This window comes from Sinorhizobium sp. KGO-5 (assembly GCF_036245905.1).
Taxonomy (GTDB): Bacteria; Pseudomonadota; Alphaproteobacteria; order Rhizobiales; family Rhizobiaceae; genus Sinorhizobium; species Sinorhizobium meliloti_A.
Window position 1 is genome coordinate 1 of record NZ_BDIZ01000016.1, and the last position, 23467, is coordinate 23467.

A 23467-nucleotide genomic window follows, 5' to 3' on the forward strand; every position below is an offset into this window, starting at 1 on the left:
CATTGCCGTCGCCGCCTTCCGCGTAGTCATCGCCCGCTCCGGCCTTGAAAAAGTCGTTGCCAAGCCCGCCATAGAGCAAGTCGTTGCCAAGCCCGCCGTCGAGATAGTCGTCACCGGCATTACCCCAGAGGTAATCGTTCCCATCATAGCCACGAAGCGTGTCCGCAAGATTCGTCCCCATGAGCCTGTTGGCGACATTGCTTCCATTGATGTTCATTCGTTTACTCCCTGCTATTCTGCCGTGGGTTGCGAAGGTCGAATGAGGCAACGGTGACATGCCTTGCGAGCGAATTGCGAATTTGCAAGCAAGCCATTGCTTCTACATGATGAAAGTCGGTCCTAGTTGGTCGGGAAACTGAACGTGAAGTCCTTGATCGCCCATTTCCAGTCGCCAAGGAGACCGTCGATATAGGCGTTACCAGTCGTTGCTTAGGTCGCCGTGGCAGGCATTGTTTTTCCAGGCTCGCGGGTTTGCAAGTCAGTTCAGTACCCCGTGCTCGATGCCCCGAGATCTGAAACGCAGCTACCTTATAGCTCAGCTGCGTTAACATCTTAATTCGGCCTGATGGGGGGGAAGGCAGACCAGATGGCTTAGACCTGATGGTACGATCCAACCCACGGTGTGAACAAGCGAGCGCCCAACGCAATTGGCCGTATGCGCCGCCTAGACCCAGGAGCTGGAGTTTTGGCAAGGCGGATGGCTAAGGACTTGTTGGGCAATGCGAAGTTGTCGAGTCTAGTCGTGGAAACCGTTATGGGCCAACGATCAGAAGGCACGGATCGTAGCGGAGAGCCTTCACCTGGTGCGCCGGTTGTTGATGTTCCGCTTCGTCATGATTTCATCATCCAGGGACGGATTGCCGCTTAGTCGCCGTCAGGCGCTGCCCATTGGAGTTGGAATAGGATGCTGTCGTCGCGTGACGGGAACCAGCAGTAAGCATCGAGGCCAGCTGCTTTTGCCTCGCCGCTTGGGTCCTTTAGAACGTAGCACCCCGCATACGTCTTCACGGACTTGCAAAGCCTCTCCAGATCCGAATGGCGAATGTTTTTGACGAGAACTGGCTGAAAAATGTCTTCCATTGGTCGCTCCCCTGCGATCCGGTCAGCAGAGAACATTAACGAAAGCTAATAATGGAAAGATCAAGGCAGAGGGGCGGATTAAGCAGGTCTCCTCGATTTAACGGCTAAGTTTTCGTTCTCCTGGACCTAGATGCCGCCTGGAGACCAACTCGCGACGAGAATTGACGCAGTGGCACCTCTGGACGATAGCCGTTCTCACGGAACTCCCATCCGCGGGTGAGAGAGGGAAACTGGCGATGGCCGCAGCCTCAAACTTTCGGCTGGACCCGGCCGGTGTGATGCGCCGGGGATGTCCTTGCCGGCATTTTCCGTCGGCTACTCCCGCATTTTGGACTGGCCGCTTCGCACCGGAGGAGCATCGGCGTCTTTGGTGCTGGGTTCGGCGGTTTGATCTGGCAACGGAACGGGTTCGAAATCCATCTCCGGTGGCACTGCCTTCCGCCGGGATGGCGTCTGCTGTTGGGTGAGTTTGCCGTCTTGGGATCACTCAACGTCGGATTCCTTTCGTGACCCGGTCTGAACCAACCGCATTCGGTAAGGTTCCGCGCAGTGGGGAGAGCGTATGATGGCCTACCGCATCGCCAACTCCATCCCGATCGGACGCCGATGCGGAAGTCTATGCAATGCAGCTTTCATCGCTATGGCACAGATGCGGACGGCATTCGCCAATCTGCCTATGCCGCCAACCGGCCGCCTCAGATCGCCAATGCGCACATCGCCCATGCTTGCGGCACCTGTCACTTAAGGTGGCGTGAAGACCAATCGCCGGCGTGCACTCGTTGCCAATAGCGCTCCCGATCCTCTTCTGTTGCTCCTGTTGAGAGGTCTTCACCCATTTGCAACCGCTGTGCGACCGCAAGCCATGGTCGACTGGGGTTCTCTTGGGTCCAGAGGATCTTTGCTCACCGTTCTATCTCGCGATCGTCCACTATCGCCTCCCATCGGACGTGGTGACTTTAACACAGCGATGTGGCGGGAACGTGCCTGCCTTGATGGAGCCTTCATAGAACCATGGCCAATCCGAAATAATCAGACGAGGTCAAAAAAATGCATTGTCGACGCTTGTTCTTATCGCCGGCCGTTGCGGTTATCAGTCAGGCGGAATTCGACGTAGGCCCGGCTGCTGCGTCGCAGCTCATGGTAAGGCCACTACAGAGCGTAGACGTCGCGGGGATCGCCGGCTATCGCAGGGAGGTAAACTCGCGCTCATTGTCATGGACGGGCCCCCCTATAGCGGAAATCGGGGGCGGCGAGCGTGAGCTCTCCGCCGGCTACGCATGCGATCGCGCCGGTAGCCATGGCGCAACCAGGATAGCACGTCAAGGGCTTCGCCTCGTGACGGCTTTCAAGGTTCTGCCGGCACGCCTCCGCGAGGATCGCTCGAGGATGGGATAAATATCGGCTCGAGTACCGCGCCCGGGGTTGCCAGTGCATAATCCACCGCGGGGCCGGGCACCGTTCGTCACAAGGCGATGGCTCTCAAGTCCAATGGCAGAAAGACATTGCAACTGAACTTGGCGTTGAACTCGAACCAATCGTGGCGACGCAATGCGCGCCGTCGACGTCGAAGTTCCCGCAGGCTTTGGAGGATGATGTCTCCGTCGCGCAGATCGCCAAGCGCTCCGGCCACAGCCGTCACAGCATGGTTGGGATCGCATTTCGAATTTGCGCGTTGTTCCCGTTGAGCCGCGAGCTCGCAATGCCGACCGCCCGAGAGCAAGAGAGCTCCGCGGAAGGACAAGACTGCAATGCGCGAGCACAGGCCCAATTCCGTAATCATCCCTCCCCACAAGTACGACCTAGAGCGACTGCCACATGCCAAACGCCTCGTAGACTTGAGACCCGGCGAGTGCATGTGGCCCATCAACGACGGCAGCCCGTTCCTGTTCTGTGCAGCCCAGGCGGCCGGGAAATACTGTCAACACCATCAATCCAGAGCATTAGCAGGCCAGCGCATCACGAAGAGGGGACAAGCATGAGTAGGTAAAGTTGATGCGCAACTCGCGTTGTTCGGTGACCAGCACATGACCGCCGCCGACGAACGCCTCCCGGAACGGTGGCAGGTGGAGCCATCGAGTGAAGAAGCCTGATAAACCGCTGGAGGAGTTTCGCGCTGCTCTGGCGGAGCTCGACTGGGATTCAGGACCGGTCATAACCCTTAGCCGCGCGGACATTATCACCCGGTCCGGAGATCATTCCTCGGGATGTGGTATCCGATGCTATGCCTGGCGTCGAAGCCGCAATCGAGAAATAGGGAAGCGCTCGGAGCAGGAGACGGCCGAGGAGGTATTTGCGGCCTCGGCGGGCGCAAAAGTCATTGAGGAGTGGTGAAACTGAAAGGATCGTCAGAAAACCGAGAAGGCCCCCATGAGCAGTGCGGCCCACAGCAAGGCCGACAGTTCAGCCGCCAGCAGAAACCCAAAAGCGGTGTCGCTCATATGATCCTCCTTGGGCAACCTCCATTGCCGCAAGGAAACTATAGGTGACGGATGAAGATTCCGCCACCCCGTAAGGGTAGCCTGCACATTTTAAGCGTTCCACTTCGAAATCACGTAAGCAGCCGATAGATCAGAACGCCGACAGAACCCCAGAAGCCAACCATTACCAGCGTCATCGCCAAAACGAAGATCTTAATCACGGCGAAACTCCACAATCATTACGTGAACCAGAACGCGGAACGCAGAAGCTACAGCAGCACTGAATGCTTGGGTATCGGACTATGGTCCGTTGTTCGTGGGGCGTTTGAGAACGTTCACAATTTCGTCTCGCAGCTTCGAGGAAACCCCATGATTTCCGAGACTGCACCGGTCGGAGCACGCGGCGGACTTCCGAGGCTACCTTTTAGTGCGCGCGCGTTCGCACCGCGCGCCCGCATGCAGCTCTATGCCGGCCAAGAGGATGGTAAGCCGGAAATGCAGATTGTGAAGGTCAACATCCGAGGGACAAGTTTTCGACATGACGAGCCTCGACAGCTGTGCGCGCTCGCCGTCGCCGCCGTCGGCGGACAACATCCTCAACCTGTGCCATCTGCGTTTCAATCTCGAGAGCATTTACGTTTTGTACGGAGTGGATCAGCCTGTGCAGAGACTGCAAAGAGCGAAAGAATAGAGAGCGCAAGCCGCTTCATATGTCTCATGGGCCATTTACGGGTGAGCGGCATTATCGCATTATTCGTCTCTTAAAGCGCGTCTTACCCCAGAGAGCTTTCGCTCGGCCGTAAGCAATTTTTCTTGGAGCCAGTCCATGCGGCGGCCACTCGGCCGCTCGTGCTGGAAGTAGGTGCCGAGGATCTCCATGGGGCTTACCTCTAGCGATTGGCAGATCTTTACGAGCATGCCCACCACAGGCGGTTTATCCCCTTTTCGAATTTCTGGATTTGTTGGAAACTAACCCCACGTTTTTCGCCAAGATTTGCTGACTTATGCCTAACACTTGGCGCGTGGATCGGAGCCTCGCTCCGATTTCTCGGTCGATCGACCGCATGTCGTTGGCAGCTTCGTCTGTCGGCATGAAAACCCCGCGTTAGCAGGATGCCCCGCGCTTTGCACGCGCGGGGCGAGCATTGCAAGGCAGCTCGAAATTGCCGCGCCAGATTCCGGCCCTGTGAGACCTTGCGCGCTCTTGAGCATTGGCGTAGGCGCCATTGCTATACCGCGTCCAATCCACAGCATTGCCGCTCTCAACCAGCCAGCGATTGACGTCTCGGCCATCGGCGCGGAAGCAGACTCCCACGAACCGCTTATATTGATCGCGCTCAACGAACTCGCAGCGGGTAGGGCGGGACTCGGCAATAAACCGAGCGAGTTCTTGGGCCGCCTCTCTTCCGCACCGATAGCTGCTGCCGTCGGCATTTTCGCATTTCTGCCAGCTCTCCGGCGCATCGACACCGTGCATGCGGATTCGCTCGCCTTGGATCTCGATCGTGTCACCGTCCCTCACGGTCGCGCGTCCGGTGATCGGATCGGCCGCAAACGTGGAATGCGCGATAAGTAGAAGAGCCAAGTGGCGCCAATCGACCGATGCGAGTTCATCTAACCGTAAAAGATTGTATCCGGTGGAACAGACGCCAACGTTTGGAGTTTTGTCGGAACACGTCCGTGGGAAGGAGGAAGGTTTGTGCCATGTCGCCCTCAACTTCATTTGTCCATGTCGTAGCTCCGGATGAGCACATTCTTACGGTCCAGGAGGCATTAGAGCCTTTGTACATGAAACTCGAGCAGGAGGCGGAGGCCAAGTTGCTGGAGGCGGCGGTGTCTGCAGGCTGGTCAGCCGAAGAAGCACTCGAAGCAATCGAGGAATTAAAACGCCATGAGCTTGAGTCAATAGCCACCCAACACTAGAAGTTTCCCCTGAACAACTCAAAGCGGTGATGGCTACGTCACGATGCTTGCGTGCACGTGTCAATTCCAGTTCAGTGCCGCGCCAAGTCGAAGCTGCTCCATCTGGTGCAGCCCGGGGTGCTCGCAGCAGTGGAGATACGGTCCGGTTTCGTAGCAAGGGTTCGTGCCCTGGTCACTCATCCGGATCGGCCCCTCGAGCTATGTCACCTAGTCTGGGCATCAAGATTTTCGCGCCATCGCCCTACACCAAACTGCTGCTCAAACGACTTTTCCCGATCCGGTTGGCATGAGGTGCCAACTTGCTTCAGCGGCTCGAAATGATATCGCGCCAGCAGGGCGGCCGAGATTTTCCGCGCCTTCGCCGATCGCGGTCGCAGGCCGGCCGCAGTTCGAGTTGGATGGCGTGGAGCGTCTGGGTAAGGAATGGCGTGATCGCCGGAGATTGCAGCATCTCGACGTCGATATCGCGAAGCCACGAAGGGCCCGGCAATTCCCCCGCGAGTTGCTGGAGTCGCGCACTTCAACGGGACGGCGATAGGGGTCGAGGCGGCGACGGCCGCAGATTAACCCCCAAGCGGCAAACGCGGTTTCGATCTTTTCCAAAAAAATGGGGATACGGACGGCAGCGCCCCGGGAGGGTCTTGGGGCGTTGCCAAAATGTCGATCCTGTACATGCGGTAGACAGGATAGACAGGTCGCGGCGGAATTGGCGCTCAAATCATTGCCCAGGGCGATTATCTCGCCGTGTTCAGATTGGTCCCGAAAACTCAAGGTACTGTAAGTGGAAGAAAGAGCGGCAGCACCCTGAAGTGAGAAAGGGCGCTGCCTGAAAAGTTCTGGAGAACGTCACGCTGATCTTCCATCAGCAGCCCCCTTAGTTAGCGGTGCCCTCCGATCGCGAGCGTAGTGAATGGTTCCAAAGAAAACTAGGTCGCCTGGCGCTTTCGAGGGGGCGCCGCGTCTCAAAGTGCGATCCATGCAAGGCCGAATAGTGCAATGACAGCGAGAAGAATTAGAATGCCAGCGAGATTGAGTGAGTGCATTTCATTCTTCTTTTCGCCGATTCTGTCGTCTCCTCGGCCGGTCAACACGCCATCAGGAGCGAAGTTCCCCCCTTGCCGACATCTGAACGGCCGCTATCCTCCATGAAAAAGACATGGAGCAACGCATGGCAGATAATCCGAAGGAGAAAGGCCGTGACGCGAGCTCGTCTCAGAACAGGCGCATGAGGTCGCATACCGCATGAAAACGCCCAAAGTGACGCGGCAGAATGCGCTCGAGGCGATCCGAGAAATCTGGGCCGCACCGAGAAAAGGCGATGGCCTACCTCGGCAAGACATTAGCGCAACCGGGCTCGCCGACGGGCCCACTCCGTCTCGCCGTACTCGAAGCACTTAGCGTTCAAGGGAGCGCTGTCTAACTAGATGCCGGCGCCCTGGACAACATTCGGAAACCACCACATGTCCTCGGCGCCACGCCAGCCGAGGAGCGGAATATCGCACTTGCGGTCGAAGCGGCCTACCGGTGCTTTCCTCATGCAGTCCTCCGCGGTCCGGAACTTGTGACCAGCGATCTTGATCGAACGTTCTCCTGAATAGGTGACGAAGCATGACAAGTAGGCCAGCGCCGTTAAGGCGCACAGAGTTCTCTTCGGCATAATGATCCCCCTCAAATTCCAGCACGCCGATTTTACGTGAGTTGGGAGGGGTTGACGCTTAGTCTATCCGGGCTAGCTCGCCCGGACGACTCAGTGCAGCAGCGCCGGTCCGCAATCGGGCGCTGCCTTTGCTGCCATGATGCCGTCTGGATAGACCCGCCTATGTCGTGTCCCAGGTCAATCTCCGATTAGACAACGATTTTAACGAGGCACCTTTTGGTCGCGCATTACCCCTTTGACCGGGACTCATTGTCTGACACACCTGCGTACAAGGCATCTTCACGAACCCAGCCTCGGCAAGCACGCGAAGCGAAATGACACGCTAGCGAAACCACCTGACGGCAGAGGCGTTCTCGTCCTGTGCAGGTCAACGATCAGGAGACATTCACATGGCCGACGACAGCAGCACTACGATACGAGCCACATTCAAGACTCGAGAAGCAGCCGATCTCGCCGTCGAACACTTGGTTCAACAGCACGGCATATCGAGGCCCGACATTTTCATTCAGTCGGCGACCGACCGCAACACGGCCGGCTCCGAGCCTTCGGGTGGCGACGTTTCTCATGAACAGGGCGCTCGTAGCGATGCACCGCTCGAAGGCGAGATCGAGGTTTCGGCGGATATTTCGCCCAGTCAGATTGCCGCCGTTCAACGCAGTCTCGGGGATGCCGGCGCGATCCGGGTCTCGAGCTGCTAAGCAGCCACGAGCCGGTAGGAGATGTCGGCTTCGCTTCCGGTGGATCAACGAAGGAGAAGAGGTCGTAGGCCAAGCCACCGCTTTCTCCACGGGCGCAGGACGCTGGAAGGGGGTGAAGCGAACGGGAGGTGGCCTTCCCGCGTTCTGAACCATGGACGAGTCGAATAAAAACGCTCCCGCCGCGCAACGTGTTGGCGCAACGACCGAGTTGCCGCACGACAGGGTGATAGTGGCCCGGTTTCGGCAAGCGTTCCCCCGCGCTCGCTGGAGCGACCGTCTGAATGCCTGGTTCGTACCCGGCCGCACCGCTCAAAAACGTATTAGCCGCTGGCTGGCCGAAAGGGAAGCGGAGGCCGACGCGTTTGCCGACGAGAAGGGCAGTGACGCCTTCGCATTCGATCCGATCGAGAGCCGCTATCTCAAGGCAACACCTGCGTCGTTCGAAATCCGTACACCCTATTCACGCACCGTCGTCAGCGAAATCCGGGAAATCCCGTATGCACGCTGGGACGCCGATCGCCGGATCTGGACCGTGCCTTACCGCTCGTTCGACGAGCTCCGCCGTCGGTGGCCAGCCATCGAGGCGGCCGCTGAGCGCAGTGAACCGGAGGCGAGAAAGGCGCGGCGTGAGGCAATAAGGGGAACCGAGGAAGACGAGGCGCTGAAGGCAAGGACGAGAGAACGCCGCTGCAAGCGATATCCGGTTCCCGCCGACGATCGCCCTCCGCTCACGCGTGCGATCGGCACGCATGTCGGGGTTGTCTTCTTCATTGGTACGGATGGCGAACTGGTGGACCCGGCAACGATGAGCGCGTTCTATTTTCCCATGAACGAGGGAAGGGAATATGTCTGGGCGTCATGGCGACCGGGAATGCTTGAGGAATTGGTAACAACCTGGCCGGCACGAACGCCGCCGGCAGAAGACGAACTCGACCGGGGCTGGTGGATGCCAACGCTGGAGGAACTGCGAAATGCGCGACGCGACGCCCAATCCAGGCGGCGCGCCAGGCAGCGTCGGGAAGGGTTAATCCGGTGAGCGCACAGCAGGTGGCCCTGAGGGAGTTTCAAATCTTTTCGCCGCGCGAGCCACGCGAAATTGTCGGACTATCGAGCACGACATCCCCATCGTCCACTCGACGGTGTTTTCGAAAACCTCGGCTGGTTCGCCAAGCGGTTCAACGCAGAAATGCGCGCTGTTGCGTCGCTGTTTGGGTCGGGCGGTCGCCATTGATCCAGCAATAGTCCGCTTCGCCTGGGCGAGATGTCGTGACCTAAATCGTCGCTGGCACGAAGGTAAATAAATGTCCTTATGGCGAAGTCGGTTCAAAGCTGCGGCGACCCGCTTCAAGCCATTACTGCCCGGCCCTGCCCCGGTGAAGTCCAGCGCTCTCAGCCGCGCGAAGTCGTCCAGACGCCCACCAGAGTCACCGCCAGCCCTATGAACATAGCCGCAGTTAACGGCTAGGAAAACAGCGCCCAAGCTCACAACGTGGTGACAGGCGGACTAAGGTAGATCGCAGCGCTGACCTGCGCCACCGGGAAGAGGCGCAGGCTCGTATAATAGACCGAATAGGCGGCAAAGGTTGCGATCAGCACCAGCCAAACCATCCCCACGGCGAAAGCGTCCGTGAGGGGTTGTTTCGCGACAGTCAAAATCTTGCGTGCGCTGGTCGGAAGGTCGAAAGTCGGCGGAGGACGCCCAGCAAATCAGGACGAGGAGCTCAGCCTATCGGCACGGCAGTCCCACTTTGCCCGGCTGTGCTCCACATCTGAAAGGCTCACTGTACATGCATGTTAGTGTCAGATAATAGCCATTACGTCTGCGGCTTTCTCTGATCGATACCCAGCTTCAGTCTCTCAAATACCTCGGGACAGAACTCGAACTGCCTCGCAGTTCCGCGCCCCATTGAGTTCTTCACGATCGTCTCTGTAAGTATGCCGCGCTCAACGAGTGGATCAATCGATTCCGCCACGGCATTGCGCGTCAACCCGGTGATTTGGACGATATTTGAAAGGGTTAGCTTTTCGTGGCTCTGGTGCATCATGTAGAGGACCGTCATCATTCCAAGCTGCTTCAGGCGCGATTGGGGCGTTTCCCCGTCGATCGGTTTGTCGAGGACTTCTTGCAGGGCGTAGGCCGCAAATAACTGACTCTGCCAATGTGCGTTGAGTGCTCTTGCCATCTTTTATACTATCAGATATATGATTGTAAAACGAGTCGGGAAGCCGCAGAGCCTGCTAGGTTCCGCACATGCTTGCGTCGGTGAAGGGTAGTGGTCATGGACAAGTCTCTCATGCAGGCAGTCATTGCTGCAGCCAGCTTAGCCTCATTCTATCTTGTTTTCGACGGTAAAGCGCGAGCGGATGAGTGGGGATGCCAGGTTATCCTGTGCCTTTCCAATCCCGGCGGACCGACGCAGTATGCAGAGTGCCGGCCTCCGATCGAGAAGCTCTGGCACGAGCTTGCAAAGGGACACTCCTTTCCGACCTGCAGCGGCGTTGGGTTCCAGGTCTCGCGCCCCAGATACGAGCCGTATTACTGCAACGATGGCTACCGCCTGACGACGCGGTATGGTGATGGCGGGCTCGAGGCGAGCTGCGTCTCGAACAGGCCACAGACTGTCCCAACTGATGAATGCTATTCCAATAATGATCGGATCACGTCGGCAACGTGGCGGCGGAGGGAGGGCCCCACCGAGTGCCGACGCTATGTGACGACGCGGCCGCACGTCCGCCCGCAGCCTCATTATATCGACCTGACCATCAACGGCGTCGGCAAACAAAGGGTGTGGTACTGAGCCATGCCTGTTGAGTTCCTCGATCTGGCGCAAACTTGCGCGCCTGTAATTGCGGCCGAGACACTTGCCGGTGTCGTCAGCCTTGAAAGCCGCTTCGAGCTATTCGCCATCCGGATCGAAAGCGGCGCCCCGCTCTCGCAGCGGCCAATGAACAAGACGGAAGCGATCAACATCGCCACGTCGCTGGCGGCCGAGCGTCAGCACATTCATCTCGGTCTCGGCGGCATCGGCAGGGAGGAACTTGAGAAGCTGAAGCTCTCGATCTCCGACGCCTCCGACCCGTGCCTCAACCTTCAGGCCACCGCGACGCTGCTCGACGGATATTACCGGCTCGCAGTGAAGGCCGGCGCGGATCCGTACCAGGCCGAACAGGTGATGCTGCAATCCTACTACGGCCGAGACGATCCGTCCGTTGGCGCCATGGTCCAGTACGACGAGCAGGTCCGCGAAGAAGTGAAGCGGCTCGGCAAAACGGTTGCGACTCTCGTGATCGGAGATGACGGACAGCGGAGGGAGGTCACCGAAGCTAGCGCCGGCGATGTGGCGGTCGCGGAGGCGGACGACGACCGGCCCGTCGATGAGACGGCGTCAGCGCCGTCCTGGGATGTTTTCAGTTCTCGACGGAGGTCTTCCGTCCTTGTGTTTCAGAACAGTCAAATGGAGCAGAGTGAATGACCCTCAGTGCCCGTATCCGCCCCATCGCCGCCTCGACCCTGATGGCCGTAGCCACAGTGGCCACCCTGGTTGAACCGGCCTTCGCGCAAGCCGCCGGCATCGAGACCGTACTCCAGAACATCGTCGACATGCTGACTGGCAACATTGCCAAGCTGCTGGCTGCGATCGCGGTGATCGTGATCTGCATTGCCTGGATGTTCGGCTACATGGATTTGAGACGGGCAGGGTTCTGGATCATTGGCATCGGCGGGATCTTCGGCGCTACGGAACTCGTGAACACCATCGTAGGAAGCTGAAGCCATGGCGACCCCGTACCCGACGCTCGAGGAGGACACGCTGTTCATTGCCTGCACCCGGCCGGCGATGATTGCCGGCGTGACGATGGAAGCCATGGGCATGAACATCATGCTGACGACTGTTCTTTACATCGTCGCCGGCTCGATCGCCTACTTGGCTGTCGGCGTCGTCTTCCACCTGGTGTTCCGCGCACTCGTCAAACACGACCACAACATGTTTCGCATCTTATTGGCCTGGGTGGAGACACGCGGCCGGTCCCGCAACAGCGCCTATTGGGCCGGCGCGACGCTTAGCCCGCTGAAGCTCGCCCGCAAATACGACGAAAGGGACCTCGGATTTGCCTAGCAATGCAACGCTCAGGACTCGCGAACTCGCTCCTGAGACCTTTATCCCCTATGTCCGCCATGTTGACGGGTCGACGATCGCACTCGATTCCCGGACGCTGATGGTCATGATCGCGCTCGAAGGCGTCTCGTTCGAGACGGCGGACGTTCTCGATTTGAACGCGCTTCATCGCGACCTCAACACGCTCTACCGGAACATCGCCGACGAGCGGCTTGCGTTGTGGACCCATCTCATTCGGCGCCGGGACAGCGACTATCCCGAGGGAACGTTCACGACTGCTTTTTCGGCCGCGCTCAACGACAAATATCGCGCGCGCATGGTGCGCGAGGATCTGTTCCGCAACGACCTATATCTGACCATCCTCTGGTCTCCGGCTCGCGATCCCGCCGACAAGGCGACGAAGCTCTTGGCGCGCCTGCGTCGGGCCCGTTGCGCGGGTGTCGAGCTGGACGAAGACGCTCTCAAGCAGCTGCGCGACAAGGTCGTCGATGCCACCGCCGCGTTGAAGCGCTTCGAACCCCGGATGCTCTCCGTCTACGAGCGCGATGGCCTGCTGTTTTCGGAGCCGAGCGAAGTGCTTCATCAACTCGTCGGCGGCCGGCGCGAGCCGATCCCGCTGACAGAGGGGCGCATTGCGTCGGCGATCTACTCGGATCGTGTGATTGTCGGCCGCGAAACGATCGAAATCCGGCATGAGGCTGAAAGCCGCTATGCCGGCATGCTGAGTTTCAAGGAATATCCGGCCCGCACCAGGACGGGCATGCTCGATAGCGTGCTTTCCAGCCCGTTCGAACTCATACTCGCGCAATCCTTCTCCTTCGTCTCGAAGCCGGACGCCCGCGTGATCATGGGCCGCAAGCAGAACCAGATGGTCAGTAGCGGCGACAAGGCGGCTTCGCAGATAGAGGAGCTCGATGGGGCGATGGACGATCTGGAGTCCAACCGGTTCGTGTTCGGCGAGCACCACCTGACGCTTTCCGTCTTTGCTCCCTCGGTGAAGGAACTAACCGATAATCTCGCTAAGGCGCGTGCCAGCATGACGAGCGGCGGCGCGGTCGTCGCGCGCGAGGACCTTGGTCTCGAGGCGGCCTGGTGGGCGCAACTACCGGGGAATTTCCGCTATCGGGCCCGGTCCGGCGCGATCACGTCGCGGAACTTCGCCGCTCTGTCGCCCTTCCACTCCTACCCGCTCGGCCAGAAGGACGGCAACGAGTGGGGGCCTGCTGTCGCCCTGCTCAAGACGGCGTCCGGGTCACCGTACTACTTCAATTTCCATTACGGCGATCTCGGCAACACCCTCGTCTGCGGACCATCCGGCGCCGGCAAGACCGTGCTCCTCAACTTCATGCTATCGCAACTCGAGAAGCATGATCCGCATGTGGTGTTCTTCGACAAAGACAGGGGAGGAGATCTCTACGTGCGCGCCGCCGGCGGCACCTATTTGCCCCTCAAGAATGGCATCCCGACCGGCTGCGCCCCTCTGAAGGCACTCGAACTGACGCCAGAGAACAAGGTGTTCCTGACGCGCTGGGTCGGCAAGCTTGTCGGTTCGGCAACGCGGGAACTGACCGTGACTGAACTCCGCGACATTGCGTCCGCCATCGACGGGCTCGCCGACATGCCGGTCGAGCGGCGGACGATTGGCGCGCTCAGGACCTTCCTCAACAACACCGATCCGGAAGGGACCGCCGCTAGGCTGCGGCGGTGGGAGAGGGGAGGGCCGCTCGGCTGGGTGTTCGACAACGCGATCGAGGATATCGGTCTCGGCGAATTCGGCATCGGCGGCAAGTTCGTCGGCTACGACATGACCGACTTTCTCGACAACGAGGAAATCCGGACCCCGCTGATGGGCTACCTCTTCCATCGGGTCGAGCAACTGATCGACGGCCGCAGGATCATCATCGTTATCGATGAATTCTGGAAGGCGCTCCAGGACGAAGGCTTCCGGGACCTTGCTCAGAACAAGCTGAAAACGATCCGCAAGCAGAACGGACTCATGCTTTTTGCCACTCAGAGTCCACGGGATGCGATCGTTTCACCGATTGCTCACACCATCATCGAGCAATGCCCGACCCAGATCTTCCTGCCGAACTCCCGCGGCAATCATGCCGACTATGTCGATGGGTTCAAGCTGACGGAGCGCGAGTTCGAGCTGGTCGCGCGCGAGCTTTCCATCGAGAGCCGACGCCTCGTCCTGAAGCAGGGCCACAACAGCGTCGTCGCCGAGCTAGACCTCAAGGGCTTCGACGACGAACTCGCTATCCTTTCCGGGCGAACTGCCAATGTCGAACTTGCCGATGCGATCCGTGCGGAGGTCGGCAACAATGCCAAGGATTGGGTTCCGGTTTTCCAGCAGAGAAGGAGTGCGAGCTGATGGCTCCCTTTCGACTTAACGGTGCGGTGATTGCCTCTGCAGTCGTCCTTTCCGCCAGCGGTGCTGCAGGGCAGGGGATTCCGGTGATCGACCAGACGGCGGTCGCCAAGCACATCGAGACGATCGCTGAGCTCAAGTCGCAACTCGATGCGCTAAATCAGCAGATCGAGCAGGCACAGCAGCTCTACGGTTCGCTCAACAAGCTAACCGGCATGGCAGATGTTGCCAGCGTCTTGAACGATCCGGCCATTCGCAAAGCGCTGCCGGCGGACTTCAGCACCATCGAGGGCCTGTTCAAGGGCAACAGTACGGGCGTATTCGGTGACTCGGCCTCAAAATTCTTCGAGCGCAATACGACTTATCGGGCTAACGCCGACGACTTCTACGCGCAGGAGCTTTCGCGCATCCAGAACAAGAATGCCGGGCAGATGAGCCTCGGGCAGCAGATCTACGACGCGGCGACCAAGCGCATCAATGGTATCGATGAGTTGCGCGAGAAAATATCGACCGCAAGTGACGCCAAGGATATCGCTGACCTGCAGGCTCGCTTGCAGGCCGAGCAGGCGTTTCTTCAGACCGATGTGTTGCGGATGGAAGGCTTGCGCATGGTGCAGCAGGCGCAGGCGCAGGTCGATGAACAGCGCAAGGCCGAGGACTGGCGCCAGCGCATGGACGCCATGGGAGCCGCACTGCAATGAGGCAGCACTTTCTTTCTGTCTTTCTCCTCGTTCTGGTCGCTTGCTCGAAGGAAGCCGAGCGCGTCTACACCGTCGATGAACTGATTGCCGACAAAGCGCTGCTCGCCGACCTGATCGGCAAATGCCGCCGCAATCTGGGTGAGTCGGGCAACACTCCGAATTGCCAAAACGCTGCGGCCGCAGATTTCAGGGCGCGCCTTGAACGAATGTAAGGTGCGCTCGGAGGTAAAACCGTGTATCAAGTCTTCGCCTTTGTCGACGGGCAGTTCAAGGCACCGCTCGGGAACTTCATTCTCTCGGGCACGTCGAACATTGCCGAGTGGGTCACTGGCCCCCTGACGACGGCGGTCACTCTTTACGTGGTCCTCTATGGCTATCTCGTGCTGCGCGGATCCGTCCAGGAGCCGGTCCTCGATTTCGCTTTCCGCGCAATCAAGCTCGCCATCATCGTCATGCTGGTGAAGAACGCCAGCGAATACCAGACCTACGTCACCAACATCTTCTTTGACGTCCTTCCGCGCGAAATCTCCCAGGCGCTGAATACCGGGACGGAGCCGAGTGCTTCGACCTTTGACGGGTTGCTCGACAAGGGACAACAGTGCGCCAAAGAGATCTGGACGCGCGCCTCCTGGCCTATCGACATCGTCAGCGGCACCAGCGGCATGCTCGTGATCGGCGCAAGCTTCATTGTCGCCGCTGTAGGCTACGTCGTCTCGCTCTATGCCAGGCTTGCGCTTGCCATCGTCCTGGCGATCGGACCGATCTTCGTGGCACTCGCCATGTTCCAGTCGACGCGACGCTTTACCGAGGCCTGGATCGGGCAGCTTGCAAACTTCGTGATCCTGCAGGTCCTCGTCGTCTCAGTCGGCTCGCTGCTGATCACCTCGGTCGACACGACCTTTTCAGCGATCGATGCCTATAGCGATGTGTTGATGCGGCCGATCGCGCTTTGCGCCATCTGCCTCGCCGCCCTCTACGTCTTCTACCAGCTTCCCAACATCGCTTCGGCGCTTGCTGCCGGCGGGGCATCGTTGACCTACGGCTACGGTGCGGCACGCGACGCCCACGAAAGCACGCTCGCTTGGGCGACGTCCCATACTGTCCGTGCGGCCGGACGTGGTGTCCGCGCCGTCGGTCGAACCTTCACCTCGAAAGGCTCCGGATCGTGACGCTTTTCGCAGGAACAAGAAAAAGGATTTGCAGGAATGATCAAAACACTTCCGCTGCTTTGCATGGCGGTCGTCTTAAGCGGCTGCGCATCGATGGCCTATCCGCACTCGAAATGCGATGGCTATTTGCGCCGCCCCCTCAATCGCTCGATGTGGCAGTGGGAGGACAATAGCGACCTCAAACAGAAGCATTCCGACGTGCGTCCGGCAACCTCGCCGCGCCTGGCTTCCTATGTCGAGGCAAGTAAGGGGCCTCCGGCCTTCGCCCATCTCGGCGTCGGCGCATCCTATCGTCCTTGCCAGGGGTAGCGCGATGGTTTCGAGCGACGAACTCAAGACATACTTCGAAAAAGCGCGGCGCTTCGATCAGGACCGGATGATCCATGTCGAACGCTCGGCCCGCGTTGCCTGGTCGATCGCCACCGTTGCAGGCGTTCTTGCCGGCGCATCCATCTTCGCCGTCGCCGGTCTCTCGCCGCTGAAAACGGTCGAACCGTTTGTCGTGCGGGTCGACAATTCAACGGGCATTGTCGATGTGGTCTCCGCGCTGACGTCGACCGCCGGCACTTACGATGAAGCCGTGACCAAATACTTCGCCGCGAAATACGTGCGTGCGCGGGAAGGCTATGTCTGGAGCGAGGCGGAGGAGAACTTCCGCACGGTCGCTTTGCTGTCGACACAGCCGGAGCAGGCTCGGTTTTCCGCCATCTATCGCGGCAGCAATCCGGAGTCACCGCAAAACATCTATGGGCGCGGCGCCACCGCGCGCGTCAGCATCGCCTCGATCTCGCTGATCAATCCGAATGTCGTGTCCGTCCGTTATATGCGCATGATCACCGGGGGCGAGGAGGTTCGGACAACCCACTGGGTCGCGACGCTCACCTTCTCCTATGCAAACACGCCGATGTCGTCTTCGGATCGGCTGGTGAACCCGCTCGGCTTCGCGGTCAGCGAATACCGGGCCGATCCGGAGGCCATCAACTGATGCGGACTATTCTCATCACAATCCTCGTCCTTACGGCCCCCGCCTCCACGGCGCTTGCCCTCGAAATTCCGCGCGGCGCCTCGCAGGACAGCCGTGTGCGCTTTGTGGACTACCAGCCCTACAACATCACCCGCATCATCGGCTCGCTGCGCTCCTCGGTGCAGGTGGAATTCGCTCCCGACGAAGAGATCGCGCACGTGGCGCTCGGCAATAGTGTGGCCTGGGAGGTCGCGCCGGCGGGCAACATCCTGTTTCTCAAACCGCGGGAAAATCAGCCGCTCACCAATATTTCCGTCGTAACCACCCGGCGCGACGGATCGACCCGAAGCTACCAAATGGAGTTGACGGTGCGAGATGGATCGGTCGAGGTAGGCCGGAACACCTTCTTCTACGTCAAGTATCGCTATCCCGCCGACGAAGCCGAACGGCGGCGCCAAGCCGCGGCGGCGCGAGCGATCTCCGCGCAGGCGGAGGTGGCCGACCATGTGCTGGCTACTCATGAGACCTATGGCCGGCGGAACTGGCGTTATTCGGCGCAAGGCGCGCAAGCACTGGAACCGCAATCGGTCTACGACAATGGTAAGGTCACGACCTTTGCTTTCGTTGGCAATCAGGAAATGCCCGCCATCTATACCGAGAACTCCGATGGCAGCGAGAGCCTGGTTCCCAAGTCCGTCGACGGCAACCTTGTCCTCGTCCACGCGATCAGCCGCAAGTTCATCCTGCGCAGCGGTGGGGACGTCCTTTGCATCTTCAACGAGGCCTTTGACCGCGTCGGCATCAATCCGGATACCAACACGACCTCGCCCTCTGTCGAGCGCGTCTTGAAAACCGAAGTGACGGCACAGTAGGGAATGTCATGGTTCAGCAAGACGAAAGCCGGATACCGGGCGAGCGGGCCGAAACGGTTCCCGGCATACAGATTGACAATAATCCCGTCCTGAAGCGCGGCGCGGTGGCACTGGCCGTTGTTGCCTTTGTCGCCTTCGCCCTGTGGTCGATGAGCGGCGAAAGTACCCAGCGAGAAAGCGTCCAGCCGGAGCGGGTGGTCATCCGACAGACGACGAACTTCGAACCGGCCAAGGAGAAAGTGGAACCGGTACAGCCAGTACCAGAGGTGAAGCTACCGATCCCCGTCATGACCGAGGAGGGGAAGGAGGAAGATCCGCTACTCGATTCGGCGCGGCGGGCGCCTGTGATGGCCTATAGCGGCGGACAGAAAGCCGAGGCATCGCGCCACGATACCGCGGATCCTGCCATTTCGGCGGACAGCAATTTCCTGCCGCTCGATGGAAACATGATGGGCCAGAATACAGCCAATGCCGATGAACAGCGATTCAACGGTTTGCTACGACCGACCAAGCTTGAGGGCTCGCGCGCCGGCACACTCGGCAATCGTAACTTCATCGTCGCGATGGGGACCTCGATACCCTGCGTCCTGGAAACTGCCATGGCATCCGATCAGCCCGGCTTTACAAGCTGCGTGATCAACCGTGATGTCCTCTCGGATAACGGCCGCGTCGTGCTGATGGAGAAAGGCACTCAAGTTCTCGGCGAGTATCGCGGCGGTCTTCAGCGCGGAAAGAAGCGCCTCTTCGTGCTCTGGAACCGGGCGAAGACCCCGAACGGCGTCATCGTCACACTGGCCTCACCGGCGACGGATGCGCTCGGCCGGGCCGGCGTCGACGGCTATGTGGACACCCACTGGTGGGAGCGGTTCGGAGGTGCGCTTCTCCTTTCCATCTTTGGCGACGCCACGAGTTATGCCAGCAGCCGCCTGCAGGAAAGCGACGTCGACACGCAGAACACGACAAGCGCAGGCCAGCAGGCGGCGGCGATCGCTGTCGAGCAATCGATCAACATTCCGCCGACGCTCAACAAACATCAGGGTGAGCTCGTCTCGATCTTCGTGGCGCGCGATCTCGACTTTTCCGGTGTCTACGGATTACGGGTGACGGAGCCGAAAAACAAGGTCCTCGGCCGGGCGGTGCTGGACTTCAGGTCGCAGTCAACGCTCGTGACGAAGTAGAGCAAAGGCGATGACCGAAGGCGCCGACGCAACGGTCGTTCGTGAGCTGCTCTCTCCGCTCGCGCCGTTCCTCGGTAACAGCACGCTCTACGAAGTGATCGTAAACCGGCCCGGGGAGGTGTTGACGGAAGGCGCTGGTGGTTGGCGGACCTATGATCTGCCGGAGCTTTCCTTCGAGAAGCTGATGCGCCTTGCCCGGGCCGTGGCCAGTTTCTCCCATCAATTCATTGATGAAACCCGGCCGATCCTGTCGGCAACGCTGCCGGGGGACGAACGGATCCAGATAGTCATTCCACCGGCTACCATCAGGAATACGGTCAGCATCACTATCCGTAAGCCGTCCTCGGTCACATTCACGCTCGATGATCTGGAAGAAAGAGAGTTCTTCTCCGAGACGCGTGCGGTCAACGACGGCGCCTTGACACAGGACCAGGATTTGGCGGCGCTGTACCGTGCCGGTCGCTTCAAGGATTTTCTGCGGGAAGCCGTCATTTCACGGAAGAACATCGTTATCTCAGGCGCAACCGGATCGGCCAAGACAACGCTTTCGAAAGCGCTGATCAAACACATTCCCGAGCACGAGCGGATCATTTCGATCGAGGACACTCCCGAACTGTCTATTCCACAGCCGAACCACGTGCGTCTGTTCTATTCGAAAGGCGCCCAGGGACTTTCAGTCGCCGGCCCTAAAGAACTGCTGGAATCATGCCTCCGGATGCGGCCGGACCGCATACTGCTGCAGGAGCTGCGCGATGGCACGGCCTTCTACTACGTCCGCAACGTCAACTCCGGCCACCCCGGATCGATCACCACCGTGCATGCCGACTCCGCCAAGCTCGCTTTCCGACAGCTGACGCTGCTTGTGAAGGAGTCCGAAGGGGGCCGCAATTTGGATCGGGAAGACATTGATCAATTGTTGACGGATTCGATCGACGTCATCGTTCAATGCAAGCGAATGGATGGTCGGTTTCGTGCGACAGAAATCTACTTTCGAGCCTGACAAATTATTTGGTCCGGCGTCGCAAGCCTCGATTTCCGACTGACGGCCGAGCGACAAAACGGAGAACGGGTCATCGCGCACGAACACCATTCGATGGCAACGACTGAGGAGCGCTTCATTGAACAGCTATCTCGGCTGGCGGGTGGCCGCGATCATGTCTCGTCGCACGTCACACCGGCGCGAAGGAGGTCAGGTGATCGACTATCCCTTATGTGGGCGGCCCCCGCAACCATCAGGCTGACGCATATTTTGCCCTGTATCTCTCCCCGGACACCATGATCTTCTAGCCATCTTGTTGGCGAGTGCGACGGCTGCCAGTTTCGGCGGCTTGCGCTTGAGCAGTCCGGCCAGCCATGGAGAGGCCTTGCCGTGTCGCCGAGCATGTTGAATAACAGCCGTTGCCCGGTCACCAGCACCGCTCCCAATGCCTCATCGCCTGCCCGCGTGATGCATACGAGCCGCAGCTTGCCGCCGGTCGAGTGATCCTTTGGCGTCAACCCAATCCACGCCGCGAATTGGGGCCCGGATCGGAATAGCTCTGGCGCCGGTGTCTCCATGATCAGGAGCGCCGCGCCGATCGGGCCGATGCCGGGAATAGTATTGAGACGTTTGCTGTGTTCGTCGGCTCGCTGCCATGCCATGAGCCTGGCATCCACGTCTCCAATCTTTTCTTCCATCTGGGCGTAATCCGCCACCTGGCTCGCGAACACTTCCCGCGTCAGCTCAGGCACGGTCTCATCGGACTGTATCCGTTCAAGCAGCAGGGGAATGTGCGCCAGTTCCTTGACGACGGAAATGCCGAATTCAGCGGTGTAACCGCGGATTGCACTGGCGAGTTGGGTGCGGTTGCGGATCAAACGCTCCCGGACGCTGACCAACACGGCGGCGGCTTGCTCATTGACGGCCTTGACCGACACGAACCGCATCGTCGGGGGCAGGCCTTGGCGGAGGGAGCGCATTTCGTTTCCCAGGATCAGAATGTCGCACCCTACGGCATTCCGTTCGCGACTTGCTGGGATCCTGTTGTCTCGTGATCACCGCCGGGCCTGGTTCCGCTACTAAGCCGGCTCCGATCTCTCGGATGGGACGCGTGCCGCGATGTGCCTGGAGAACACCAACAGCGCAGATAGCCGGGCGCCCGGGGGGAGTGGGGGAAGATCACCTATCGCTCACGCGAACGGCTTCATCAGGTGTTGCCGCGCCGGCTGCAGGCGGCGAATACATTCGCCGCGTCTACCTCTCGGATCAACATAAGGCGTGATATCGTTAGCCACGTGCTCACCCGCCTGCTGTAGCTGAGAGAGGGCGAGGGCATGGCGTTGACCGGCACGCGGACCAACGTATCAAGGGATGCGTGGCCGATCTCCCGCGGCGTGGACCGGACAGCCATAATGGTTTGTCGCGTCCTTCAGTTGCCCCGAACCATTCCCGTTTTGTGTCGCTCGTATAGACGACCGCCTGCTTTTGCGGCCAACCCCTAAAGGGGTAAGACTCGCCCGAAATTTTTGCAAAATTCGATTTCGGTTCTTTCTCCTGGCGGAAAATAGAATTTGGCAAAATTTTCGACCGAGCTGACCGCAGCAGGTCGGCCGTCTCTTCGTGCGCCATCGGGAATGGTCCCGAGCAACTGAAGGAGACAGAATCATGGCCACCACGATCGCAACCCTGACGCAGAAGACCGATGGCATCCTCGAAGGCGTCTTCGCCACCATCCGTGTCAACGCCCCGATCGCCATCGTCCCGAACGCAAGCAAGTCGAGCGAAGAAGCCCCCGATTACCGCGTCATCAACCGCAAGACCGGCTTCGAAATCGGCGCGGGCTGGAACCGCGTCGCCCGCCAGACCGGCGAGGAATACCTCTCAGTGAAGCTGGAGGCTCCCGAGATCGGCGTGATCTTCGGCAACCTCGCACAGGCACCCGGCGGCGATCCGAGCAAGAAGGTGATCCTCTGGAACAATCCGGACTGACGAGCCAAGCGAGCGGCCCCGAGAAATCGGGGCCGACTTCGCCGTTACTCGGTTTGATCGTTAAACGCAGCACCGGGAACAAAAACGGGCATCGAACCCGCTTTTGCTCCTCTCCCCTGCCACACGAGCGAAAGCTTGTCTGATCAAATAGCCAAGTCTGCCATGAGGGCTCGCGCCGCCTCAAGGCCTTCGCGGCCCCTCCAATTTTCTGACGGTGCCCTTAAGGGCACCGTCAGAAAATCGGTTCCTCCGCTCGCCGCCTCCGGCGGTCGCTGACGCGATCCTTGACCCGGCCCGATCCTCTCGACCCCGTGGCGTCATCTTCACATTATCCAAGGAGAAGACGACGATGACGATTGCAACAGAAATTCAGGTTGAAGAACTGCGCGCCGAGCTCAGGAACGCGGACGCCGCCGAGCGCCGCCAGATCGAAGCCGAGCTGGAATTGGCTCAGGCCGAACTGGCGGCAGCGACCGCCGAACAGGAGGGCACCTTCGACGCCGCGCCGCCCTTCTGAGGGCGGCGTTTGCCTTCCCGCCTGGGCCGACACGCGAAACGGCCGACGCGTCGGCCGAAGCTCCGCTTCGTACCAATGAGCACCGGCGAGGATCAGGGCGCGCTCGCTGCGGGAAACCCCAGGCGATGTGTTCACGTCGAACGCGTGTTTTCGGTCTTTAGCGGCGCGCCTGTCTGGTCCGCAGCAGATCGAGGATCATGTGCACAGCATCCTCTTCCTTGTCGACGTGATGCACCATGGCCCGATGCGCCCCAACGCCGTGTCAGGCAAGCGTGCCGAACAGCGTCGGTTCGATTGGGAGCGCGTAGAAGCGCGCCACGGTTTTCGTCGCATCCGTGCGTTCGATGTAGAGCTGATAGGGCTGCGTGAGCATGACGGAAGAAACGCCCGTTCCGGCTTTTGAGTCCAACGACACTTAGGAATCGATCGGCCCACACCGATTCATTTTCGTGGTCGATCGTCGAGACTGGAGATCGTTGTTCGGGCGAGCCAGCCGGCGGCCGACGGGTTGCTGTTCGCTTCGCTCACCGGTCCCGCAAGCGGTCTCCGCCTGCGGTCACGCCCGCCTCTCGCTCGATGTTGCGACCCGGATCGGCCGCATTGTCGCAAGAGGATTTCCTCGCTTGCCCTTGGGTGTGCGAACAGTATGACCATTTTGTTGCTTCGATCTGGGCTAGCGAATACCGAGGAGCCCGTCATGTCGACAGAGCCTCAAAACGCTCAACTCGAAACCGGCGCGACGAGCCGAAGCGGAGCTTTTCGCGCACTTCGATTCATCGTCAGCCCTCCGTACGCGATTGTCTTCGGCGTCCTCAGGGCGGCGGTCTACAGCGCGTG

The 23467-nt window shown here is 59.7% G+C and carries 22 protein-coding genes and 7 pseudogenes; 21 read left to right on the forward strand and 8 right to left on the reverse strand.

Annotation, left to right across the window (positions count from 1 at the left end; genetic code table 11):
- Nucleotides 1–217 (reverse strand): calcium-binding protein (locus tag BHD07_RS30815; protein WP_445190509.1); only part of this gene is annotated, 217 nt, incomplete at its 3' end.
- A 647-nt stretch (nt 218–864) separates the two neighbouring features.
- A complete protein-coding gene (locus BHD07_RS30820) occupies nt 865–1080 on the reverse strand; it encodes a hypothetical protein (RefSeq protein WP_338284200.1) in 216 nt (71 codons plus the stop codon).
- A 2076-nt stretch (nt 1081–3156) separates the two neighbouring features.
- Between BHD07_RS30820 and BHD07_RS30825 the strand changes: the two genes are divergently transcribed.
- A complete protein-coding gene (locus BHD07_RS30825; protein ID WP_338284201.1) occupies nt 3157–3411 on the forward strand; it encodes a hypothetical protein in 255 nt (84 codons plus the stop codon).
- 1191 nt (nt 3412–4602) lie between these two features.
- On the opposite strand, the pseudogene BHD07_RS30830 reads toward BHD07_RS30825, so the two are convergent.
- Nucleotides 4603–5111, reverse strand: a pseudogene (locus tag BHD07_RS30830) (thermonuclease family protein).
- A gap of 90 nt (nt 5112–5201) precedes the next feature.
- Between BHD07_RS30830 and BHD07_RS30835 the strand changes: the two are divergent.
- Nucleotides 5202–5420: a hypothetical protein gene (locus BHD07_RS30835; RefSeq protein ID WP_338284203.1), complete on the forward strand. Its 219-nt coding sequence runs from the start codon at nt 5202–5204 to the stop codon at nt 5418–5420.
- A 203-nt stretch (nt 5421–5623) separates the two neighbouring features.
- Here the strand turns inward: BHD07_RS30835 and BHD07_RS30840 are convergent.
- A pseudogene (locus tag BHD07_RS30840) lies at nt 5624–5966 on the reverse strand (hypothetical protein); the annotation flags it as partial.
- Between the two features lie 622 nt (nt 5967–6588).
- Here BHD07_RS30840 and BHD07_RS30845 point away from each other — a divergent pair.
- The 4 genes and pseudogenes from BHD07_RS30845 to BHD07_RS32015 all read left to right on the forward strand — a co-directional run.
- Nucleotides 6589–6750 (forward strand): annotated as a pseudogene (locus BHD07_RS30845) (DUF3606 domain-containing protein); the annotation flags it as partial.
- A 716-nt stretch (nt 6751–7466) separates the two neighbouring features.
- Nucleotides 7467–7775: a hypothetical protein gene (locus BHD07_RS30850; RefSeq protein ID WP_338284204.1), complete on the forward strand. Its 309-nt coding sequence runs from the start codon at nt 7467–7469 to the stop codon at nt 7773–7775.
- Nucleotides 7776–7926: 151 nt separating this feature from the next.
- A complete protein-coding gene (locus BHD07_RS30855) occupies nt 7927–8811 on the forward strand; it encodes a hypothetical protein (protein WP_338284205.1) in 885 nt (294 codons plus the stop codon).
- A pseudogene (locus tag BHD07_RS32015) lies at nt 8796–9000 on the forward strand (hypothetical protein); the annotation flags it as partial. The gene BHD07_RS30855 and the pseudogene BHD07_RS32015, both read left to right, overlap by 16 nt.
- Before the next feature lie 164 nt (nt 9001–9164).
- Here BHD07_RS32015 and BHD07_RS30860 read toward each other — a convergent pair.
- Both BHD07_RS30860 and BHD07_RS30865 read right to left on the reverse strand, forming a co-directional pair.
- Nucleotides 9165–9410: pseudogene (locus BHD07_RS30860) on the reverse strand (EamA family transporter); the annotation flags it as partial.
- A 179-nt stretch (nt 9411–9589) separates the two neighbouring features.
- The gene (locus BHD07_RS30865) at nt 9590–9958 is read right to left on the reverse strand and encodes a MarR family transcriptional regulator (protein WP_338284206.1); all 369 of its coding nucleotides are present in this window, start codon (nt 9956–9958) and stop codon (nt 9590–9592) included.
- Nucleotides 9959–10054: 96 nt separating this feature from the next.
- On the opposite strand from BHD07_RS30865, the gene BHD07_RS30870 reads away from it, so the two are divergent.
- From BHD07_RS30870 to virB11, 13 genes are read left to right on the forward strand one after another with little or no spacing between them, the layout of a single operon-like run.
- Nucleotides 10055–10573 (forward strand): hypothetical protein, encoded by a 519-nt coding sequence (locus BHD07_RS30870; protein WP_338284207.1) that lies wholly within the window; start codon nt 10055–10057, stop codon nt 10571–10573.
- Nucleotides 10574–10576: 3 nt separating this feature from the next.
- Nucleotides 10577–11248: a type IV secretion system protein VirB1 gene (locus tag BHD07_RS30875; protein WP_338284208.1), complete on the forward strand. Its 672-nt coding sequence runs from the start codon at nt 10577–10579 to the stop codon at nt 11246–11248.
- Complete coding sequence (locus BHD07_RS30880) at nt 11245–11544, forward strand: TrbC/VirB2 family protein (RefSeq protein WP_338284209.1); 300 nt, start codon at nt 11245–11247, stop codon at nt 11542–11544. The genes BHD07_RS30875 and BHD07_RS30880 overlap by 4 nt, the downstream gene beginning before the upstream one ends.
- Nucleotides 11545–11548: 4 nt before the next feature.
- Nucleotides 11549–11890, forward strand: coding sequence for a type IV secretion system protein VirB3 (locus BHD07_RS30885; RefSeq protein WP_338284210.1), 342 nt, complete (start codon nt 11549–11551; stop codon nt 11888–11890).
- Nucleotides 11883–14264 carry a VirB4 family type IV secretion/conjugal transfer ATPase gene (locus BHD07_RS30890; RefSeq protein WP_338284211.1) on the forward strand — a complete coding sequence of 794 codons (2382 nt, stop codon included), beginning with the start codon at nt 11883–11885 and terminating at the stop codon, nt 14262–14264. Before BHD07_RS30885 ends, BHD07_RS30890 begins: the two co-directional genes overlap by 8 nt.
- A complete protein-coding gene (gene virB5, locus BHD07_RS30895) occupies nt 14264–14962 on the forward strand; it encodes a P-type DNA transfer protein VirB5 (RefSeq protein WP_338284212.1) in 699 nt (232 codons plus the stop codon). The genes BHD07_RS30890 and virB5 overlap by 1 nt, the downstream gene beginning before the upstream one ends.
- Nucleotides 14959–15174, forward strand: coding sequence for an EexN family lipoprotein (locus BHD07_RS30900; RefSeq protein WP_338284213.1), 216 nt, complete (start codon nt 14959–14961; stop codon nt 15172–15174). The genes virB5 and BHD07_RS30900 overlap by 4 nt, the downstream gene beginning before the upstream one ends.
- Nucleotides 15175–15195: 21 nt before the next feature.
- Complete coding sequence (locus BHD07_RS30905) at nt 15196–16131, forward strand: type IV secretion system protein (protein WP_338284214.1); 936 nt, start codon at nt 15196–15198, stop codon at nt 16129–16131.
- A gap of 36 nt (nt 16132–16167) precedes the next feature.
- Nucleotides 16168–16440 (forward strand): hypothetical protein, encoded by a 273-nt coding sequence (locus tag BHD07_RS30910; protein WP_338284215.1) that lies wholly within the window; start codon nt 16168–16170, stop codon nt 16438–16440.
- Nucleotides 16441–16444: 4 nt separating this feature from the next.
- A complete protein-coding gene (locus tag BHD07_RS30915; protein ID WP_338284216.1) occupies nt 16445–17116 on the forward strand; it encodes a virB8 family protein in 672 nt (223 codons plus the stop codon).
- Nucleotides 17116–17967, forward strand: coding sequence for a P-type conjugative transfer protein VirB9 (virB9, locus tag BHD07_RS30920; RefSeq protein ID WP_338284217.1), 852 nt, complete (start codon nt 17116–17118; stop codon nt 17965–17967). The genes BHD07_RS30915 and virB9 overlap by 1 nt, the downstream gene beginning before the upstream one ends.
- An 8-nt stretch (nt 17968–17975) precedes the next feature.
- Nucleotides 17976–19145, forward strand: a complete 1170-nt coding sequence (gene virB10 / locus BHD07_RS30925) for a type IV secretion system protein VirB10 (RefSeq protein ID WP_338284218.1) — start codon at nt 17976–17978, stop codon at nt 19143–19145.
- A 10-nt stretch (nt 19146–19155) separates the two neighbouring features.
- Complete coding sequence (virB11, locus tag BHD07_RS30930; protein WP_338284219.1) at nt 19156–20145, forward strand: P-type DNA transfer ATPase VirB11; 990 nt, start codon at nt 19156–19158, stop codon at nt 20143–20145.
- Nucleotides 20146–20418: 273 nt separating this feature from the next.
- Here virB11 and BHD07_RS30935 read toward each other — a convergent pair.
- Nucleotides 20419–21077: pseudogene (locus BHD07_RS30935) on the reverse strand (IS110 family transposase); the annotation flags it as partial.
- Nucleotides 21078–21789: 712 nt separating this feature from the next.
- Between BHD07_RS30935 and BHD07_RS30940 the strand changes: the two are divergent.
- Together BHD07_RS30940 and BHD07_RS30945 are read left to right on the forward strand one after the other, a co-directional pair.
- Nucleotides 21790–22113: a DUF736 domain-containing protein gene (locus tag BHD07_RS30940; protein WP_018097213.1), complete on the forward strand. Its 324-nt coding sequence runs from the start codon at nt 21790–21792 to the stop codon at nt 22111–22113.
- Between the two features lie 349 nt (nt 22114–22462).
- Nucleotides 22463–22630: a hypothetical protein gene (locus tag BHD07_RS30945; protein WP_338284220.1), complete on the forward strand. Its 168-nt coding sequence runs from the start codon at nt 22463–22465 to the stop codon at nt 22628–22630.
- 157 nt (nt 22631–22787) lie between these two features.
- Here BHD07_RS30945 and BHD07_RS32020 read toward each other — a convergent pair.
- Nucleotides 22788–23003 (reverse strand): annotated as a pseudogene (locus tag BHD07_RS32020) (WGR domain-containing protein).
- Nucleotides 23004–23467: the final 464 nt, after the last annotated feature.

Bases quoted from the DNA above. Each gene is read 5' to 3' on its own strand.
- BHD07_RS30880 (WP_338284209.1), top strand. From the start codon at position 11,245: ATGACCCTCAGTGCCCGTATCCGCCCCATCGCCGCCTCGACCCTGATG.
- BHD07_RS30885 (WP_338284210.1), top strand. From the start codon at position 11,549: ATGGCGACCCCGTACCCGACGCTCGAGGAGGACACGCTGTTCATTGCC.
- virB5 (WP_338284212.1), top strand. From the start codon at position 14,264: ATGGCTCCCTTTCGACTTAACGGTGCGGTGATTGCCTCTGCAGTCGTC.
- BHD07_RS30820 (WP_338284200.1), bottom strand. From the start codon at position 1,080: ATGGAAGACATTTTTCAGCCAGTTCTCGTCAAAAACATTCGCCATTCG.
- BHD07_RS30940 (WP_018097213.1), top strand. From the start codon at position 21,790: ATGGCCACCACGATCGCAACCCTGACGCAGAAGACCGATGGCATCCTC.
- BHD07_RS30855 (WP_338284205.1), top strand. From the start codon at position 7,927: ATGGACGAGTCGAATAAAAACGCTCCCGCCGCGCAACGTGTTGGCGCA.
- BHD07_RS30865 (WP_338284206.1), bottom strand. From the start codon at position 9,958: ATGGCAAGAGCACTCAACGCACATTGGCAGAGTCAGTTATTTGCGGCC.
- virB11 (WP_338284219.1), top strand. From the start codon at position 19,156: ATGACCGAAGGCGCCGACGCAACGGTCGTTCGTGAGCTGCTCTCTCCG.
- BHD07_RS30870 (WP_338284207.1), top strand. From the start codon at position 10,055: ATGGACAAGTCTCTCATGCAGGCAGTCATTGCTGCAGCCAGCTTAGCC.
- BHD07_RS30915 (WP_338284216.1), top strand. From the start codon at position 16,445: ATGGTTTCGAGCGACGAACTCAAGACATACTTCGAAAAAGCGCGGCGC.
- virB9 (WP_338284217.1), top strand. From the start codon at position 17,116: ATGCGGACTATTCTCATCACAATCCTCGTCCTTACGGCCCCCGCCTCC.
- BHD07_RS30835 (WP_338284203.1), top strand. From the start codon at position 5,202: ATGTCGCCCTCAACTTCATTTGTCCATGTCGTAGCTCCGGATGAGCAC.
- virB10 (WP_338284218.1), top strand. From the start codon at position 17,976: ATGGTTCAGCAAGACGAAAGCCGGATACCGGGCGAGCGGGCCGAAACG.
- BHD07_RS30945 (WP_338284220.1), top strand. From the start codon at position 22,463: ATGACGATTGCAACAGAAATTCAGGTTGAAGAACTGCGCGCCGAGCTC.
- BHD07_RS30875 (WP_338284208.1), top strand. From the start codon at position 10,577: ATGCCTGTTGAGTTCCTCGATCTGGCGCAAACTTGCGCGCCTGTAATT.
- BHD07_RS30900 (WP_338284213.1), top strand. From the start codon at position 14,959: ATGAGGCAGCACTTTCTTTCTGTCTTTCTCCTCGTTCTGGTCGCTTGC.
- BHD07_RS30850 (WP_338284204.1), top strand. From the start codon at position 7,467: ATGGCCGACGACAGCAGCACTACGATACGAGCCACATTCAAGACTCGA.
- BHD07_RS30910 (WP_338284215.1), top strand. From the start codon at position 16,168: ATGATCAAAACACTTCCGCTGCTTTGCATGGCGGTCGTCTTAAGCGGC.